Annotated in this window: 19 protein-coding genes; 6 read left to right on the plus strand and 13 right to left on the minus strand. The window is 72.1% G+C overall.

Annotated features, from left to right (window positions below; translation table 11 throughout):
* The first annotated feature begins 2 nt into the window (after nucleotides 1-2).
* On the plus strand, nucleotides 3-809 hold the full coding sequence (locus ACWC2B_RS09915; protein ID WP_450715970.1) for a helix-turn-helix domain-containing protein: 807 nt from the start codon (nucleotides 3-5) through the stop codon (nucleotides 807-809).
* On the opposite strand, the gene ACWC2B_RS09920 is transcribed toward ACWC2B_RS09915, so the two are convergent.
* On the minus strand, nucleotides 799-1,176 hold the full coding sequence (locus tag ACWC2B_RS09920) for a nuclear transport factor 2 family protein (RefSeq protein ID WP_450715971.1): 378 nt from the start codon (nucleotides 1,174-1,176) through the stop codon (nucleotides 799-801). The two genes, ACWC2B_RS09915 and ACWC2B_RS09920, sit on opposite strands and share 11 nt — an antisense overlap.
* Before the next feature lie 190 nt (nucleotides 1,177-1,366).
* Here ACWC2B_RS09920 and ACWC2B_RS09925 point away from each other — a divergent pair, with 190 nt between their 5' ends.
* The 3 genes from ACWC2B_RS09925 to ACWC2B_RS09935 all read left to right on the plus strand — a co-directional run bounded on the left by ACWC2B_RS09925 (nucleotide 1,367) and on the right by ACWC2B_RS09935 (nucleotide 3,820).
* Nucleotides 1,367-1,975, plus strand: a complete 609-nt coding sequence (locus ACWC2B_RS09925) for a histone deacetylase (protein WP_450716213.1) — start codon at nucleotides 1,367-1,369, stop codon at nucleotides 1,973-1,975.
* A 176-nt stretch (nucleotides 1,976-2,151) separates the two neighbouring features.
* Nucleotides 2,152-2,703 (plus strand): GNAT family N-acetyltransferase, encoded by a 552-nt coding sequence (locus tag ACWC2B_RS09930; protein WP_450715972.1) that lies wholly within the window; start codon nucleotides 2,152-2,154, stop codon nucleotides 2,701-2,703.
* Nucleotides 2,704-2,845: 142 nt separating this feature from the next.
* Nucleotides 2,846-3,820, plus strand: coding sequence for a glycoside hydrolase family 6 protein (locus ACWC2B_RS09935; RefSeq protein WP_450715973.1), 975 nt, complete (start codon nucleotides 2,846-2,848; stop codon nucleotides 3,818-3,820).
* 245 nt (nucleotides 3,821-4,065) lie between these two features.
* On the opposite strand, the gene ACWC2B_RS09940 is transcribed toward ACWC2B_RS09935, so the two are convergent.
* The 10 genes from ACWC2B_RS09940 to ACWC2B_RS09985 form a co-directional block, all read right to left on the minus strand.
* Entirely contained in the window at nucleotides 4,066-4,227 is a 162-nt protein-coding gene (locus tag ACWC2B_RS09940; protein ID WP_450715974.1) for a hypothetical protein, read from the minus strand.
* Between the two features lie 60 nt (nucleotides 4,228-4,287).
* Entirely contained in the window at nucleotides 4,288-4,626 is a 339-nt protein-coding gene (locus ACWC2B_RS09945; RefSeq protein ID WP_450715975.1) for a hypothetical protein, read from the minus strand.
* Nucleotides 4,627-4,910: 284 nt separating this feature from the next.
* Nucleotides 4,911-5,105 (minus strand): antitoxin, encoded by a 195-nt coding sequence (locus tag ACWC2B_RS09950; protein WP_386031501.1) that lies wholly within the window; start codon nucleotides 5,103-5,105, stop codon nucleotides 4,911-4,913.
* A 163-nt stretch (nucleotides 5,106-5,268) separates the two neighbouring features.
* On the minus strand, nucleotides 5,269-6,552 hold the full coding sequence (locus ACWC2B_RS09955; protein ID WP_450715976.1) for a hypothetical protein: 1,284 nt from the start codon (nucleotides 6,550-6,552) through the stop codon (nucleotides 5,269-5,271).
* 370 nt (nucleotides 6,553-6,922) lie between these two features.
* The gene (locus ACWC2B_RS09960; protein WP_450715977.1) at nucleotides 6,923-7,720 is read right to left on the minus strand and encodes an inositol monophosphatase family protein; all 798 of its coding nucleotides are present in this window, start codon (nucleotides 7,718-7,720) and stop codon (nucleotides 6,923-6,925) included.
* 63 nt (nucleotides 7,721-7,783) lie between these two features.
* A complete protein-coding gene (locus ACWC2B_RS09965) occupies nucleotides 7,784-9,079 on the minus strand; it encodes an LmeA family phospholipid-binding protein (RefSeq protein ID WP_450715978.1) in 1,296 nt (431 codons plus the stop codon).
* Between the two features lie 122 nt (nucleotides 9,080-9,201).
* The gene (locus ACWC2B_RS09970; RefSeq protein WP_450715979.1) at nucleotides 9,202-10,548 is read right to left on the minus strand and encodes an amino acid permease; all 1,347 of its coding nucleotides are present in this window, start codon (nucleotides 10,546-10,548) and stop codon (nucleotides 9,202-9,204) included.
* Nucleotides 10,549-10,617: 69 nt separating this feature from the next.
* Entirely contained in the window at nucleotides 10,618-12,750 is a 2,133-nt protein-coding gene (locus tag ACWC2B_RS09975; protein ID WP_450715980.1) for a phage holin family protein, read from the minus strand.
* Nucleotides 12,751-12,831: 81 nt separating this feature from the next.
* The gene (locus ACWC2B_RS09980) at nucleotides 12,832-13,236 is read right to left on the minus strand and encodes a hypothetical protein (RefSeq protein WP_450715981.1); all 405 of its coding nucleotides are present in this window, start codon (nucleotides 13,234-13,236) and stop codon (nucleotides 12,832-12,834) included.
* A gap of 44 nt (nucleotides 13,237-13,280) precedes the next feature.
* On the minus strand, nucleotides 13,281-13,385 hold the full coding sequence (locus tag ACWC2B_RS09985) for an NADH pyrophosphatase zinc ribbon domain-containing protein (protein WP_323177933.1): 105 nt from the start codon (nucleotides 13,383-13,385) through the stop codon (nucleotides 13,281-13,283).
* Between the two features lie 107 nt (nucleotides 13,386-13,492).
* Between ACWC2B_RS09985 and ACWC2B_RS09990 the strand changes: the two genes are divergently transcribed.
* Nucleotides 13,493-14,263 carry an MBL fold metallo-hydrolase gene (locus ACWC2B_RS09990; protein WP_450715982.1) on the plus strand — a complete coding sequence of 257 codons (771 nt, stop codon included), beginning with the start codon at nucleotides 13,493-13,495 and terminating at the stop codon, nucleotides 14,261-14,263.
* Nucleotides 14,264-14,292: 29 nt separating this feature from the next.
* Nucleotides 14,293-14,928 (plus strand): DedA family protein, encoded by a 636-nt coding sequence (locus ACWC2B_RS09995; RefSeq protein WP_450716214.1) that lies wholly within the window; start codon nucleotides 14,293-14,295, stop codon nucleotides 14,926-14,928.
* A gap of 229 nt (nucleotides 14,929-15,157) precedes the next feature.
* On the opposite strand, the gene ACWC2B_RS10000 is transcribed toward ACWC2B_RS09995, so the two are convergent.
* Both ACWC2B_RS10000 and ACWC2B_RS10005 read right to left on the minus strand, forming a co-directional pair.
* On the minus strand, nucleotides 15,158-16,375 hold the full coding sequence (locus ACWC2B_RS10000; protein ID WP_450715983.1) for an aminotransferase class I/II-fold pyridoxal phosphate-dependent enzyme: 1,218 nt from the start codon (nucleotides 16,373-16,375) through the stop codon (nucleotides 15,158-15,160).
* A 119-nt stretch (nucleotides 16,376-16,494) separates the two neighbouring features.
* Nucleotides 16,495-17,205, minus strand: a complete 711-nt coding sequence (locus ACWC2B_RS10005) for an ANTAR domain-containing response regulator (RefSeq protein ID WP_450715984.1) — start codon at nucleotides 17,203-17,205, stop codon at nucleotides 16,495-16,497.
* Nucleotides 17,206-17,290: the final 85 nt, after the last annotated feature.

Consider the following 17,290-nt stretch of genomic DNA (forward strand, 5'->3'; position numbering starts at 1 on the left):
CTATGACAACTGCCGCACTCGAAACGGGAGTAGGGCCGATGCTGCGCGGCTGGCGCGAGGAGCGCCGGATCAGCCAGCTGGAGCTCGCGCTGCGCGCCGACTCGTCGGCCCGGCACATCAGCTTCATCGAGACCGGCAGGTCCCGCCCGAGCGAGGAGATGATCCTGCGCCTCGCCGAGCACCTGGACGTGCCGGTCCGCGAACGCAACGCGCTTCTCCTGGCGGCCGGTTACGCCCCGCACTACGCACAGACCCCGCTCGACGACCCGTCGATGAGCTCCCTGCGCGAGGGAATGGAGCGGCTCATCCAGGCCTACGACCCGTACCCGGCGCTGATCGTGGACGCGACGTACACGGTGCTCGCCGCGAACCGGGGCATAGAGATGCTGCTCGAAGGCGTGGCCGGGCATCTGCTGGCGCCGCCGGTGAACGCGATGCGGCTCACCCTCCACCCCGAGGGCCTCGCCCCGCGCATCCGCAACCTGCCGCAGTGGCGCGGCCACCTCCTCGAACAGATGGAACGGCAGATCGCGCTGCTGCGCAGTGACACCCTGCGCGCGCTGTACGAGGAGGTCGCCGCCCACCCCGTGCCGGCCGGCCGGGAGGAGCCGGGCGATGCGGAGCCCCGCCAGGCGTACCCGTTCGCGCTGCCGCTGCTCATCGAGCACGCGGGGACGCCGCTCTCCTTCATATCGACCATCGCCACGTTCAACACGCCGATGGACGTCACCGTCTCCGAGCTGGCCATCGAGACGTTCCTGCCGGCCGACCCGGAGACGGCGAAGTACCTTCAGTCGCTCATGCCGTAGCCGGTACGCGGTCCAGGAACCCGGCGACGGATCGGATGCGGCCGTCCTCGGCGAGGGTGATCACGTCGAACCCGGCGACCGGGGCCGAGCCGTCGGCGACCGACACCAGCTCCCACCCGAAGCGGGCGACGTCGTGATGGCCGTCGACCGCACCGAGCAGCCGGAACCCGAACCCCGGGAACTGGGCGTGCGCCCCGGCGATCACCGCGGCGACCCCTTTGTGGCCGGCGACCTCGGCGAGCGGGTCGGTGTAGGTCCCGCCCTCGGTCCACGCCGCGGCGACGGCCTTGGCGATATCCTCGGCCGAGTCGGCGTTCCATGCCTCGAAGTAGCGGGCGACGGCGGTCTCGTAGCGGTTCTCGGACATGGAAATCAGCCTCCGTGACGTATGTGATGCCTGGTCAGAAACCCGGGACCCGACCGGAGTGCGCCGCCCGGGTCCCGATGTGCCCAACTCTGCCGGGGGACGGCGAGGGGGTCGATTACCCCATGGGTAATGGAGAGGTGATGGGGTGGACGGCAGCTCGGCCGTAGGCGGTCCGGGCGGCGCGGGCGTGATGGTCTGGTACGCCTCGTACGGCTCCAACATGCATCTCGACCGGCTCGCCCACTACATCGAGGGCGGGCGGCCGTCCGGCGCGGCCCGGGCGTATCCGGGATGCCGGGACCGTCGCCCGCCCGTCGAATCCGTCCCGGTGGAACTGCGCGGGGCGCTCTATTTCGCGACCCGGTCGCCGGTCTGGCGCGGTGGCCGGGCCTTCTACGATCCCGATGCGGAGGGCCGCGTGCTCGCCCGCGCCCACTTGGTCTCGGCGGGCCAGTTCGCCGACATCGCGGCGCAGGAGATGTACCGGGAACCCGGCGCCGACCTCGACCTCGGCGAGGTGCTGAGCACCGGACGGTCCGTACTGGGGGCCGGCCGGTACGAGACCCTCGTCTGTACGGGCCGGCTCGACGGGCGGCCCGTGCTCACCTTCACCGCACCCTGGCGCATGGACGAGGTCACCTGGACGGTTCCTTCGGCCGCCTATCTCAGACACCTCGCCAGAGGCCTGTTGGAGGCGGGCGCCTGGGACGCGGACGTGGTGACCGCCTATCTGGCGGCGTGCCCAGGCACGGCGGGCCTGTGGACCGCGCGGGCCGTCGCGGCACTCCTCGCGGACTGACGACGTCCGCGTCAAGGGCCTGACACCCTCCCTGCGGTAGCGGGTGAGAGCATGCGCAACAATCATCCCCCACCGGCCAGTTGGGGGAGACGACCCCCTGGGGAACCGGCCGCCTCACCTCCGTACTCTTTCGCATGCGGCAAGGGAACCGGGACCGCGTTTCGAGGAGGACTTTGATGACGGTGACTCTGCGGGTCGAGGCGACGGCGGCGTCGGGCGGGCTGGTGCTGCGACCCTGGCTGCCGGACGACGCCGACGGGGTGATCGAGGCGTACAGCGACCCGGACATCGGCCGCTGGAGCAGCCCGGTGGCGACCTCCGAGGACGCGGTGCGGTGGCTGGAGCGGCAGTGGGAGGGCTGGGAGACGGGGAAGCGGCTCAGCTTCGCGGTCTGCGCGGCCCAACTGGGCGGCGACTACGGCAAGTTGCTGTGCAACATCTCCCTGAAGTGGAACGAGGACGGCCGCGAGGTCGGCGAGGTCGGCTACTGGACCATGGCCCACGCCCGCGGCCAGGGCGTGGCCCCGCGCGCCCTGGAAGCGCTCTCAGCGTGGGCCTTCGACGCCTTCGCCGGGGACGGGCTGCGCCGCCTCGAACTGCTCCACCAGGTCGACAACCTCGCCTCGTGCCGCGTCGCGGAGAAGACCGGCTACCGCCTCGATCGGATCCTGCCCGCCTACCCGCCCTACCCCAGGGACGGCCACGTTCACGTACGCGAGGCGGGCTGATCCGGACCGGAGTCCGGGACGCACATCATCTCGTACCCGCGGCCGGTTCCCCCGTACGGCCCCCTGATCCGGGCGCACGGCGGGCCCCGATGCCAAGATCTCCAGGTCTCCGCAATTGTGGGTTCGGTATCCCTGGAGTCCCATGTCCGCTCGGTCACGCTCCCGCATCCGCTGCTGTCTCGCGGCGCTCACCGTCACGCTCTCGGTGGGGTTCGCCGCCCCACAGGCCGGCCCCGACGACCCCCGTCCCGGCCCGTACTGGGTGAACCCGGTGACCTCGGCCGCCGTACAGGCCGCGACGTGGCGCTTCGCGGGGCGGACCGCGGACTCCGCGCTCATGGAGCGGATCTCGCTGCGGCCGCAGGCGGAATGGCCGCCGCCCGACGGGGTCGAGCAGACGGTGCGGGGACTCACGACCGCCGCCGCGTACACCGGGCAGGTCCCGGTCCTCGTCGCGTACAACATCCCCCACCGCGACTGCGACGGCGACTCGCAGGGCGGCGCCGACGACGCGGCGCACTACCGGTCGTGGATCGACGGGTTCGCGCGCGGCATCGGCGAGCACCCGGCCGTCGTGATCGTCGAGCCGGACGCGATCGCGCACCTGGTGGACGGCTGCGAGGCCGCCCCGTCGGGCGAGCGCCTGGCTCTTCTCGCTTATGCCGTGGGGCAGTTGAAGCGCGGGCCCGCGACGAAGGTGTACCTGGACGCGGGCCACTCCGACTGGATCACCGATCTGTCGGCCCTGTCGAGAGCGCTCCTCCGGGCGGGCATGGCACAAGCGGACGGGTTCTCGCTCAACGTCTCCGCGTTCCAGACGACCGCGTCCACCGCCGAGTACGGCCACCGGCTCTCGGCCGCGCTCGGCGGCAAGCACTTCGTCGTCGACACCAGCCGCAACGGCAACGGCCCGTACCGCGGCAGCGACTCCTGGTGCAACCCGCCCGGCCGTGCGCTCGGCACCCCGCCCACAGCGGCCACCGGGGACCCGCTGATCGACGCCTACCTGTGGATCAAACGCCCCGGCGAATCGGACGGCACCTGCCGGGGTGGGCCGGCGGCGGGGCGCTGGTGGCCGGAGTACGCGCTGGAACTGGCGCGCGGAGCGAGGGGTTGAGCTCGCGCGGAGGTGGGGCTTGAGCGGGTTTGCGGAGGTGGGCGCCTGAGAGCGCTCCCGGAAGTGGGCGCCTGAGAGCCGCTGCTCCGAGGCTGGGCACCTGAGAGCGCTCCCGGGAATGGGCGCCTGGGAGCCGCTGCTCCGAGGCTGGGCGTCTGAGAGCGCTCCCGGAAGTGGGCGCCTGGGAGCCGCTGCTCCGGGGGTGGGTGCCCGAGAGCGCTCTCGGGCACCCACCCGGTCGGCTCCTAGCTGCCCTGCCTACGGTCCTGCCGCTCCTCCCCCGGGCGTTCGTCCCGTCCCTCGGCCGTCTTCGTTGTTTCCTCGGGAGTTCCGGTCCCGGCGGGCCGGATGCGGGCTGCCTCAGCTCGGATCATGGCGTTGAGCGCCGCGAACGGGTCGATGGGCATGAGTGAACCACCTTGCTGCATAGGTGAGTTGGCTGACTGATCCGGTTCCGTACGGAACGGTCAGCAGCGGAGCACCACACAGCGAGCGCCCGTCGCCGCAGCGGGCCGACGGGCGTTGTCGTACGAGGCGGCGGGCGGCGGCGACACCGGCTCCGCTCGCGGCACGTCGGTAGCCGACGGGCGGATCAGCCGCGCGGGGCGGCCCGGTTGTACGGGAAGTACCGCTTCGGACGCGTCCTGGGCGCCCTCGTCCAATGGTTCGGGCGCGACCGACACCACGGCCGAATCCACCGTCCGCCCCTCGCACGCCGGCACTCCGGGCGCCGCCCCGAACAGCGCGCCGAGCACCGACAGCACCACGAGGGCGCGGCGCAGGGCGGCGAGGGAGGCGGACGGCACGAGGACAGCTCTGCCCAGCCACGCCCGTGACGTGCCTCAATCCCGGCAGATCCGCTCTACCGGGTGACTCCCGTTGACGTACCGACCAGCCCTGGCGTTGACGTACCGACCAGCCCTGGCGTTGACGTACCGACCAGCCCTGGGGCATGGAGCAGGTCACGCGCCGGGCATCACGCACCCGCCCTCGCTCGCGATCCCTGGGGATCGGCGAGGGCGGAGTCGTGGTCGCGGCGCCAGGGCCCGGCCAGGCCCCCGCGTCCCGGACAAGGTCCGCCGGGCAGGTCCTAGCTCTGCGGAGGGGTGTCCTGTGGCTTGTCGGAGCCCAGTTGCTCGTTGATCTTCTGCTGGGCCATGTCGACCTGGCTCTGGTACTTGTTGCCGGTCTTGGCGTCGAAGGCGTCGCCGGCCTTTTCGACTCCCTGCCGCGCGGTGTCCTCATGGCCCTTGAGCAGGCCCTTGAGCTTGTCGAGCATCGACATATCTGCCTCCTTGCGGATGCTGGCACACCCAGCATCCGCGCATTCGCCCGGGTTCGCACCCCAGAGGCAGGCCGGACCGGGGGCGGGTGGAGGCGTTGGCGGCTCAGAGCCGTGTCCACCGGACGCCTCCACGCGGACGGCCGCCCGCCGTGCCAACCGGCACCTACTCCGTCAGCGACTTCGCGAACAGGCCGTAGAGCTTGTGGTTCGCCTCGTCCTGGTTCGGGATGAGGACGAGTACGCGAATGGTCAGGTTTCCCTTGGCCGGGACGATGTGCACGCCCTCGGGAGGAGAGCCGAGGACGACGTTTCCGTCGGAGCCGTCGTTGATGATCAGCCCCCAGAAGCTGGTTTCGAATTCCGGGGCGAGAACGGATCCGTCCGGGAGCTGGCCGAAGCCGACATTCCAGTGCTTCACATCGGTCTCCCCGGCGTACATGGTGACGTCGTAGGAGTGGATGTACTTGTGGGTCTGCCAGTCCTGCCACGAGGAGTTGAATTTGTATTCGACCTTGAGGTTCTTGTTGGCCGCGGTGAAATTCACGGTGTCGGGCTCCGACTCCTGGCCGCCGCGGACGGCCGTCGCCGTCACACTGTGCTTTCCGAGCGACCAGCCGCCCTCGCGGGCGTAACTCCATACGTTGCTGGTCACCTTGGCGGTGCCGAGCTGGGTGCCGCCCGCGGTGAGCGTCACCGTGTCGGCGTTGAACGCGACGCCGTCGACGGTGGCCCCGCTGTCCACTTCGTCGCCCTCCTTGGGCGACCTGATGTCCACGACGGGCGTGGGCAGGGTGACGTAGAAGCGCAGCGGCGCCCGGCCGGACTGCACGTTGTCGCGCACGGCGATGGCGTACAGGTCGTGCTGGCCGAGCGGCCAGTCCGTGTCCGGGGCGTACTCCCACGTGTTGTCCTTGACCGGGCAGCTGCCGACGAGCTTGGCCCCTTCGTGGAGCAGTACCTGCTGGACGTCGGGGGCCGCGTTTCCCTGGATGGCCTGGCGGCGGTCCTGGGTCTGCGCGCTGGGCTTCGGGGCGGTGAACACCGGCAGCGGCACGGGCTTGTTGAAGGCGAGTGCGGACTGGGCCTGGTCGTTCCAGGTGCCGGTGGGGCTCCCGGAGAGCGGGGTTTTCGTGAGGTCGGTGATCGAGGAGTTGGCGGGGACGGGCAACTGCGCGCCGCCCTGGTTGGTCCGCGTGAAGAGGATGTTGTCCCGATCGGTGTTGTTGACGACGCTGCTCACCCCGTCGTCGCTCTGGTCGAAGCCGTAGTCGCTGAAGTTGTTCGCCGTGCCGTTGGCCGGAATGACGAGGATTTTGGTGCGGGCTCCCCCGACGTTGTAATTGACGTCGGCGAACAGGGAGAAGGCGTTCTTGGGCGCGGCTTCCTTTCCTCGCCCGGTGATGACGTACGGCTCGTCGGCGGACTTTCCGTTCCCCTTGACGGTCATGCGCGTCCCCAATCCCTCTGCCGATTCGGTGGGCGCAAGGCTGCCCGCGGTATGTGGGGCCGTCAATTGCGCGGGGCGCGTTCGCGTGGCGTTCAGGCCACCGGGGGTGGTGGCTGAATTCCGGGCGGCGGGACGGGGGAAATCGGCATGGGTTCCGAGCCCCCGCCCCGGCCGCGTGCGGCGGCGCCACCCGCGCCCAGGGGGCCACTCACGAGCGGCGGCGCACTGGACTGGCCGAGTCGATGACGATCCGGTGAGCGGCCGGGGCGTGCTGCGTCCGGTTCAAGTCCATGGGTTGTCAGGGGAGTTGGGGCGACGGGCGGCCAGGGTCGCAAACAGATGGGGTGGAGCCGAGCGCCCACAACCGGCCCTAGCCCCCGCTGCGCATCATCGCCATCAGCAGGCCGTGGGTCTCGGCGTCGGCCGCCGCCACGAGGCCGCGGGTCGCCGGGCCGAGCGGGGCGCCGTCGATGCCGGTGACCACGCAGCCGGCCGCCCGGCACACGGCGATACCGGCGGCGAAGTGCACGCTGCCCGAGAGGTCACCGCCGTCGGTGACGTACGCGGCCCGTTTGCCGGCCGCGACCCAGGTCAGCGCCAGCGTCGTCGACAGCACCCGCGGCCGGAACCGGGCGACGAAGTCGGGGTGGGCCAGCAGGTCGGCGGCGCGGACCCCGGGCGCGCTCGGGAACGGCGGATCCAGGTTGACGTCCACCAGCCGCGTGGCGGGCGTGGGTTCCAGCGGGGCATCGCTCCCGTGGTGCCGCAGCCAGGCGGTCTCGCCGTCGGTCCAGAAGATCTCTCCGCTGAACGGGTCGGCCACCGCCGCCGGGCCGTTGCGCAGCGCCACGTTGACGGCCACCAGCATGCTGCCGACGGCGTAGTTCAGCGTGCCGCACAAGGGATCCACCAGCCACTGGCGCACCTCGTCGGCGCCGCCCTGACGCCCGCCTTCCTCGCCGAGCAGGGCGTCATCGGGTCGAGCGGCACGGATGACGTCGAGGATCGCCTTCTCCGCCGCCACATCGGCTGCGGTGGCGAAGTCTCCGGCGCCCTTGTCGATGCGGGTGAGCCGCTGGCCGTACAGGGTGCGCACCACGTCCGCGCCGGCAACCGCCCCGGCTATCGCGATGCCGTCGTCGTCGGAACGCGTAGGTGAGTTGATCATGCCGCGCAGAATACGACGCACCCCCCTGTTGCGGCGTACCCCACCGTTACGGCGTCACCGGCGTTACCTACCCTTCCCCACCGCCAGTCCCATCCCCGAGACCGTCGCCACGATCCCGTTCTTCTCGACTCGCACCCCGCGCAGTTGCAGGTTCCGTGCCTCCTTGGGGAGCGTGAACGAGAACGACAGGCGGTCGGAGAGCTCCGGAGGGCGCATCGCGATCAGGCCGGTGATCAGTTTCGGGTCGATGCCCACCTTGGAGAGGAGCCAGGGGTGGTCTGCCACGACGTCTACGAGGTTGACCTGCATCAGCTGGTCGATGAACCGGGGCGTGCCCACCAGTTCGTGGAGCTTCGCGTCGTTGCGCAGGGCCAGCTCGACGTCCTTGTCCGGCACTCCGAGCCGCTTCACCACGGCCGGTATGGAAAAGAGCGCCTTGACACGCGCCGTGTCCCGGCTGATGAGTTCGGCGGTCTCGCGGTGCAGGGTCAGGCCCCTGTCCCGGCCCGGGCGGTACACAGCGATGCCGGGCATGTCGAGGCTCATGCCGTCGATGTCGGTGGACAGACCCTGGTTGCCGACGAGGCGCAGCTGGGCCTCCGCGCTGACGCGGAGTTCCTGTCCCGCGATGCTCAACTTGCCGTCCGCGCCCACCGAGTTGTCGCTGCGGCGGCTGAACTTGACCTGGGAGGCGGCGAGTTCGCGGTTCATGTCGTCGAAGGACAGGGTGATGTCACCGTCCAGGTTGCCGACGACCGCACCGCTTATGTCGCTGGGCAGGTTGCCCGTCAGCTCGATGTTGCGCGCGCTGGCCTGCACCTTCGCAAGGGACACGCGGTCGGCGGGCACGTGCGGCACGGCCACGTCCACGCGCTCCAGGTGCTTGTCCAGGACCTGGGTGAGGAAGGGGAAGCCGTGGATGTCCACCTGCGGCGCGGCCGCCAGATGGAGATCGCTCTGGAGCGCCTGCTGCGCCTTCTTCTCCGCGTACATCGCCGCGCACCGGTCCGCGAGGACCAGGAACCCGGCGCACACCACCAGAGCGGACAGCAGCTTGGCCGCGCGGGGCACGGCCGCGAGCAGGCTCCCGCGGCTGCGGCGGGCGCGCCTGGCCCGGCGGCGGTCCGGCCGGGACCAGAAACCGTGGTCGGGATCGGCGTCCACGAGGCCGGAGGGCGCCTGCGGGGGTATCGCCTCCGGTATCTCCTGGGTGGCGTGACCGGGGTCGGTCCAGGGTTCGTACGGTGCGCCGGTCCAGGACTCCTCGGCCGGGCGGGGGTCGGGCTCCGGGTCGGCCAGGGCCGCGAGTTCGTCATAGGGATTGCGGTAGCGAGGGCGCATGCGTGTGGGAGGTCGCATCACCTCATCCCACCACACATGATCCACTCGCACGCAATCCACTACCGGCGGTACGTCCGGAATGGGCCGAACCCTGACGCCCCCATGACGCCGTGCGGCACGCGAGCGTGGCGAACAACACGTCAGGCGGCGGACCGCTCCTGGGCGTGCTGCTTGCGGGCCGCCATCCACGCGTACACGAGGACGCCCGCGAAGAGGAACAGCACGCCCTGGTAGACCGCCTCGTAGCCGGAGCCCGCCACCAGCCACATCGAGAAGCCGAAAGCGAGGACCGCCAGGACCGCGTCGCGGATCAGGCGGGTGCGGTGCACGCGCTCCCCCTGGCCGGAGGCGAGGAAGTAGATCTGCGCGGCGGTCGACAGGAGGTAGGGCACGGTCGCCGTGAACGTGGTCACCAGGACCAGGATCTCGAAGACGCCCTTGGATCCCGCGGTGTAGTTGTAGACCGTCAGGAGCGAGGCGAGGACGGCGGTGACCAGGACGCCGACCGTCGGGACGCCGCGCTTCTTCTTCCCGAACACCTGCGGGAACAGGCCGTCCTTGGCGGCGGCGTACGGGGTCTGGGCGCTCAGCAGGGTCCAGCCGTTGAGGGCGCCGACCATGGAGACGAGGGCGGCGAGGGCGACCGCGGTGCCGCCCCAGGAGCCGCCGAACATGGAGTTCACGGCGTCCGTGAAGGGCGCGGTGGAGCCGACGAGCTTGTCGTGCGGGACCGTACCGAAGACGGAGAGCGTGCCCAGGAGGTAGATCACGGCGGCGCCCAGGGTGCCCAGGATGGTGGCGCGGCCCACGTTGCGGCGCGGGTCGCGGACCTCGCCCGCGCTGACGGCGGCGGACTCGACGCCGAGGTAGCTGAACAGCAGGATCGCGGCGGAGGCGGATATCGCGCCGAGCCCGGACTGCCCGCCGGCCTGGAAGGGGCCGAGGTTCGCCGGGTCGAAGAAGAAGAGGCCGCCGACGGCGACGAGCAGCAGCGGGGCGAACTTCAGGACGGTGGAGACGAGCTGGACCGCGCCCACATACCGGGTGCCCGCGAGGTTGGCGAGGGCCGGGAGCCACTGGAGCAGCAGAGCCGCGGTGATCGTCGCCGCTTTGGACGCGTGGACGGGTATGAGGACGTCGAGGTAGCCGACGGCGGCGACCGCGAGGGCCGCGTTCGAGACCCAGGTGGTGATCCAGTAGGACCAGGCGGCGAGGAACCCGGCGAAGTCGCCGAAGGCCTCGCGTGCGTAGACGTAGGGGCCGCCGGTCTGCGGGTGCCGCTCGGCGAGCCGGCCGAAGACGAGGGCGAGCGCGATGGCACCGGCGGTGAGAACGGCGAACGCGACCAGGCTGATCGTGCCGAACGGGGCGACGGAGGCGGGCAGCAGGAAGATTCCGCCGCCGATGATGTTGCCCATGACCAGGGCGGTCGCGACCGGCAGGCCGAATTGCCGGGCGTGCTTGTTCTGGGTTTCTTGCGTGGTCATGGTGGGTGGGTGCGCCTCTCGTACGGGACAAACCTGACCATGGTCGGGTACGTGAGGCACCGCACAAAATCAGCTGCTTTTGTCCTGTCGAGCGAGGCCACCAACCGGAAATGGTCCTTCCGGTTGGGTCGTTGACGGCGAATTCTCCAGTCCGGCCAGGGCCTCGGCACCCACCGGGATCCGCGGGTCCCGGCCTTCGCGCAGCCAGCGGCGCAGGACGTGGTGGACCTGTTCCGCGCCGACGAGTTCCCCGCCGTCCGGTACCGGTTCGGTGAGGTCGAGCGGGGAGAGCAGGAAGGGGTGGGACTGCTCGCCGCCGAGGCCGCCGTGCGAGCCGATCTGCTCCTCGAAGGCGTGCACCTGGCCGGTGGCCGGGTCGTACATCGAGTTGACCATGATGTCGGCGGTGTGCGGGAAGGTGTCCGTGCGGCGCACCGCGTCGGCCGCGCCGGGCCCGAATCCCTTCAACGGGCCTTCCCCGTCGGCGAGTTGGGCCAGCGGAACCTCGCTGCCGCCGGGGCCGAGCACCACCGCGCCGTGCTCCTGGCTGCGTACGAGGAGGAAGCCGATGCCGGGGTGGTTCGCCAGGGTCGGCAGGAGCGCGGGGTGGCGGCGGTCGATGTGCTCGCGGGTCATGCGGCCCTCGGTGTCGGGGAAGGAGACCAGGCCGAGGTTGCCGGAGGCGAGCACGACGGGGTCGGATCCGGGGCCCGGCCGGTATGCCCGCTTTTCGGGCCTCTCCTCGACCGGGCGGTGCAGCGCGACCCGCACCGCGTCCCTGGCCTCCGCGTCGCTGCGGGTGCGGCGGGCCCGGCGCGGCACGGGCAGCCCGCAGCCGGCCCGTACAAGATCCTTCAGGGTCAGTCCGTAGGCGCCCTCGAAGGTCTCGCCGGGGCTCTGACCGTGGTCGGACAGGAGCACGATCCGGTAGCGGCGCGGGGCGTGTTCGGCGGCGTCGGCGATCAGCGCGAGGGAGCGGTCCAGGCGCCCGAGGACCTGATCGGTGTCCCTGCCGCGCGGTCCCGAGTGGTGAGCGACCTCGTCGTAGGCGACGAGGTCGGCGTAGACGGCGGTGCGGCCGGCGAGCATGTCGCCCATGACGGCGGCGACGACCACGTCCCGCTCCACGACCGTCGCGAAGGCACGGATGAAGGGGTAGAGGCCGCCGCGTTTGATGCGCGGGGCCTGCTTGCGGATCCTGGCCCGGGTCGACTGGGCGATCTCACGGCCGACCTCGGCGACGAACGATCCGGCGGTGCGGACCGCGTTGGCGGGGTCGGAGAAGTAGGCGAAGTATCCGGCGCGGGAACGGTTGCGGCGGCCGCGCCGGGCGGCCGCGGTCAGGACCAGGGCGACCTGGTCGGCGCCGCCGGAGAACAGGTTGCCGCGGCTGGCTCCGTCGAGGGTGAGCAGTCCGCCGTCGCCGGTGCGCTCGACGGCCCGGCGCTGGAGTTCGACGGCACAGGCGGGCCGGTTGGAGACCATCACCTCGCCGCTCTCCTTCTCGTACCAGCGGAAGGCCGGCACGTCGAAGGTGGAGCCGTGCAGGATGCCGAGCTGGCTCGCGCCGGTCTGGCTCGACCAGTCGGTACGCCACGGGGTGAGCCGGTGCGTGGCCTTCAGCCAGGTGGCGACGGTCGGCATCAGGCCGGCGTCGACGGCGTCGCGCAGCACGCGTTCGCCGACGCCGTCGAGCTGGAGGAAGACGATGCCCGGCGGCTGCGGCACCGGCCCTTCGCCGCGTCTGCGCCGACGGCGGTGGGCGAGCCGGGAGAGTCTGCGCCGGTAGGCGTCGTCGTCGCGTACGGCGAGCGCGGTCGAGGTCGCCGAGGCCACCGCCGACATCACGGCGGCGACGATCACCGCGGTCTCGGGCTCGGCCGCACCCCGGCCGGTCGGGATGAGACGCAGCGCGACCAGGAGCAGCGAGCCGTTCAGGAAGAACACCAGGAGGCCGAGCACGAGCGCGGGCACCAGCAGGAACGCGCGCACCACCAGCGGCCACACCAGCGCGCTGAGCAGGCCGAACGCGCCGGCGCCCCAGGCGGCGGTGAGCGCGACCCGGGTGATGCTGTCGCCGTTGTCGGAGGTGAGCTTGAAGTCGGGCAGGATGCCCGCGAGCGCCATCATGGTGAGCGTCGAGACGACCCACACGACGATCACCCGCAGCAGGGCGTTGCCCGTCGTCCGCCATCGCCCCACGTCGCTCGCCTTTCGCCTTGCCCGTTCCTTCTCCACCCTGCCATAAGGGTGCAAAGGGGCTGCGGCGTCGTGCGGGGGGCGTCAGCAGCCGTCGTATCCGGCGGTGGGCATCGAAAGGCGGCGGTGGATGTGGGCCTTCATCGTCGCGTCGTAGGCGGGCTCGTCGAGTCCGGCCGTCTCCAGGCGCACGCCGCGCCGCTCGCACTCGGCGGAGAACTCCGGCACGGACGTCAACGCCCGTGCCAGAACACGCTCGTTGGGCGCGACGAACACGTCGACGAGGCCCGCGTCCACATCCGCCCAGAGGCCGACGTGGTCCGGACGCAGACCGTAGAAAAGCAACTGCCTGGTGACTACGTATCCTCGGCCCGCGGCCCACTTCGCACACATCTCGTGCTGGCTGCGGGTGTCTACCAGGAAGGGATCGAGGTCGAGTTCTTCGAGCGGGGTCAGGCTGGCGATCGCCGCCACACGTACGTCGTCCATACCGTCCCCCTGTACGAGCTGTCGGGGCCGACCCTACTCCCCGTTCAGGGCGGTGAGGAGTAGCCGCAGGAGTGGCAGATCTTCCAGCCGTCCTGGCTCACCGCCAGGACCCCTCCGCAGCGCGGGCACTGCTCGGAGTGCATGGTCACGGCGCGCCTCCCCTCTGGTGCCGGGATGCCTACCCCGACTCCCGTGCTTTGCGCGCGCGGAGATTTAGGCTCGTCATCAACCATCGTCGAGCCGGGGAGAGGGTCGCGTGCCGGTGGAGGTCACCTGGTGGGGTCATGCCACCTGCACGATCGAGGAGTCCGGGGTACGGCTGCTGACCGATCCGCTCTTCGCGCGCCGACTCGCGCATCTGCGCCGGCGCCGCGGCGTCCTCCCGCCTCCCGAGGCGGCCGTCGCCGACGTGGTGCTCGTCTCACATCTGCACGCCGACCATCTGCACGTGCCCTCGCTCGCGCGGCTCGCGCCCGGCACCCGGCTGATCGCGCCGGCGGGGGCGGCGCGCGCGGTGCCGGGGCTCGGGAGGCTCGGCCTGCGCATCACCGAGGTGCGGGCCGGCGACACCGTCGAGGTCGGGGCCCTGCGGGTACGGGCCGTGCCCGCCCGGCACGACGGGCGCCGACTGCCGGTGGGACGGCACCGCTCCCCCGCGCTCGGGTACGTCGTCGAGGGCGAGGCCCGCACCTACTTCGCCGGGGACACCGGTCTTTTCGAGGACATGGCGGAGGCGGTCGGGCCGGTGGACGTGGCGCTGCTCCCGGTCGGCGGCTGGGGCCCGCACCTGGGGCAGGGCCATCTTGACGCGGGGCGCGCGGCGCAGGCGCTGGCCGCTCTGGGAGCGCTCTCGGCGGTGCCGGTGCACTACGGCACGTACTGGCCGATCGGCATGGACGGCGTGCGGCCGCACGAGTTCCACGCGCCGGGCGAGGAGTTCGTACGCCACGCGGCCCGACTCGCCCCGAAGGCCGCGGTGCACCGGCTCGCGCACGGCGAGCGCGTACGTCTGGAGGCCGGTCAGTGATCGCGGGCCGGGCGCTGATCGCGGGCCGGATGCTGGAGGCGGCTTCGACGGTGACGCCGGAGACGACGCAGCAGGCCGTCGGCTACCCGACGCTGTTCGTGCTCGTGATCCTCGGGGCACTGGTGCCGGTGGTGCCCACGGGGGCGCTGGTGTCGACGGCCGCCGTGGTGGCCTTCCACCAGACCGCCTGGTTCTCGCCGCTGCTCGTGTTCGGGGTGGGCGCGCTGGCCGCGTTCCTGGGTGATGTCGCGCTGTACTGGCTGGGGCAGCGCGGGGTGCGCTCGAAGAACGGCTCGCGTTGGCTGGCGGCGCTGCGAGGCCGGGCCGCGCCGGACCACCTGGAACAGGCCCGGCGCAAGCTCAATGACCACGGGGTGGTCGTCCTGGTCCTGTCCCGCCTTGTGCCGGCCGGGCGGATCCCGGTGATGCTGGCCTGTCTGCTCGGCGGGATGCCGCTGCGGACGTTCGTGCGCGGCGACATCCCCGCGTGCCTCGCCTGGGCGGGCGCGTACGGCCTCATCGGCATCCTCGGCGGCTCCCTCTTCGACGAGCCGTGGAAGGGTGTGGTGGTGGCCGTCGCCCTGACCCTGCTGATCAGCGGCGCGCCCGCGGGGTGGCGCAGGGTGCGGGGGCGGCGGGGGCGGGTGGCTGCGGGGGAGCGTTGAGGGCGGCGAGGCGCTGCCGGCGCCGGCGCCGGTGCCGAGGGTACCGAACGGTTCCGAGAGCGCTCTCAGGCTTGCGCGGTCGCGGGTGGCTCGGCCCGCGCCGGCACCTGGGAGCGCTCTCAGGTGCGAGGGGTCGCGGATGGCGCGGCTCGCCACCGAGGGCGGAGAGCGCTCTCAAGCGTGCCTGCCCCCGGATGCCCCCGCGGCTCTCGTTCGGGACCGGCACGGGTCAGCGCAGTTCGGCGAGTACCGACGCGAAGCGACCCAACGCATCGCGTACGTGCGGGAGTTGGAGTGAGTCCGGTGCGGCGAGGGACTCCAGGCGCTGCTCGTCGTTCGAGCCGAGCAGAGGTCCGGTGGCGAGGCGGACGCGCAGGGCGCCGAGTTCGTCGCCGAAGCGGTGGCCGCCGGGGGCGGGGGCGGCGAGGCGGGCCGTCAGGTAGTCCTCCAGTTCCATGGAGTCGGTGACGCCGAGGGCGGCGAGGCGGGTGCGGAACGGGCCGAGGTCGGCGTAGAGGTGGCGGCCGGCCTGCGGGGGCCGCGCCATGGCGCCGGCGTCGAGCACGGCATGGTGGGCGGCGGCCGCGACACGGGCGTGCAGGGCCGCGGCCCGGCGGGTGCGCTCGACGACGGGGGCCGGTTCGGTGAGCGCGAGGGCGGCGGCCGCGGCCAGTGGCGCTGCGACGACCGCGCCGAGGGCGGCCAGGATGTCCAGGGTGCGGGCGCGGCGCGAGGCGTCGGCCGCGGTGTCGGGGAAGCGGGCGACGGCGGCGGGCCAGCCGGGCGGGGTGAACGCGCCGCCGAGGTCGGCGAGCACGGTCACGTCGTCGGGGCACATCTCGGCGGGGCTGATCGGCACCGTCTCGTGCGGGCGGTGCACGGTGTCCCGCCAGGTCTCGTCGCTGATGACGTGCAGCCCCTCGCCGACGGCTGCCTCGCAGGCCTCCCGTACGGTCTCGGGCGGCGCCACGGTCGCCGTCGGATCGTCGGCGACGCAGAGCAGAAGCAGCCGGGGGCTGCCGCCCTCGGCGCGTACCCGGCGAACGGTTTCGAGCAGGGCGTACGGATCGGGCACGCCGCCGCACTCGGCCGGGGTGGGCACGTGGTAGGCGGGTGTGCCGAGCAGCCGGGCCTGCGGGGTCCACCACGCCGGGCAGGGCCGCGGCATCAGCACGTCGCCGCCGTACGCGCCGAGCAGCGCGATCAGGAGCGCCTGGGCGCCCGGGGCCGCGGCGATCCGGTCCGGGGAGGTGGGCAGCCCGCGCCGCAGCCAGTAGCCGCAGGCCGCCTCGCGCAGTTCGGGCCCGCCGCCGGGCGGCTCGGGTTCGGTGCGCCCCGTGCCGCCCGCGAGCACCGCGGCGAGTTCCGGGAGCACGGGCAGCCCGGGTCCGGGGGCGGGCGGCCCGTAACGCACTGGCCCGCGGCCTTCACCGGCCGTTCCCAGCATCCCGTTCCCTCCTTGAGCCCTGTCCGGCACGCCTTGTCAAGCGTTTGCATGCCTTCAAGCCTTTATACGGAGGTTTGGGCCGGGGCGCCGCTTGTGGGGGCGGCGGGATGCGGCGCGGGTCAGTTGTCCGGACCCGCCAGTGCCGAGAGTTCGGATTCCAGGCCGCGGCCCTTGGCGCGTACGACCGCCTCGGCGACGTCGGCGAGTTTGCGGTTGGTGCGTTGGGAGATGGTGCGCAGGATGCCGAACGCCTCGTCCGCCTCGCAGGCCAGGACGTGCATCACGATGCCGCTCGCCTGGTCGATGACCGGGCGGGAGCGCAGGGCCGTCTCCAGGTGTTCCACCTCGGCGAGCGCCGCGCGGTAGCGGCGGTCGCGGACCAGGCCGGTGGTGGCCTGCTCGGCCAGGATGCCCACGGGGCCGCGCACGAGGTGCTCCAGGGAGCCGGGGCGGTAGCCGTACAGGCTGACCGTGACCTCGATCCCGGACCGGCGGAAGGGGAGGGTGACGCAGGAGCGTACGCCCGATTCGAGGGCCAGGGCGCGATAGCCGGGCCAGCGGTCCTCCGTCAGGAGGTCCTCGGTGTCCACGGGTTCGCCCGCGTCCAGCGCGCTCGGGATCGGCCCGTCTCCGCACGCGAGCTGGACGGAGGCGAGCGGCGCGAGGTCGGGGTGGGTGGCGGTGACGCGGCGTTCGGGCCCGCCGTCGGTGATGGTGGCGACCGCCCCGCAGCAGGCCGGTGCACAGCGCACGGACTGTTCGGCGAGCAGGGAGAGCCGCCGGGCGATGCTCGTCGTCTCGGGTTCCTGGCGTTCCGGCTCGGGCAGCATCGGAAAAACCTCCTCATACTGCGGCTTCCCGGTCCGAGACCCCCGAAACGGCGGGGCTCCCGGCACCGGCCCGACGGGTTAGCTT

The organism is Streptomyces sp. NPDC001415, from assembly GCF_053597395.1.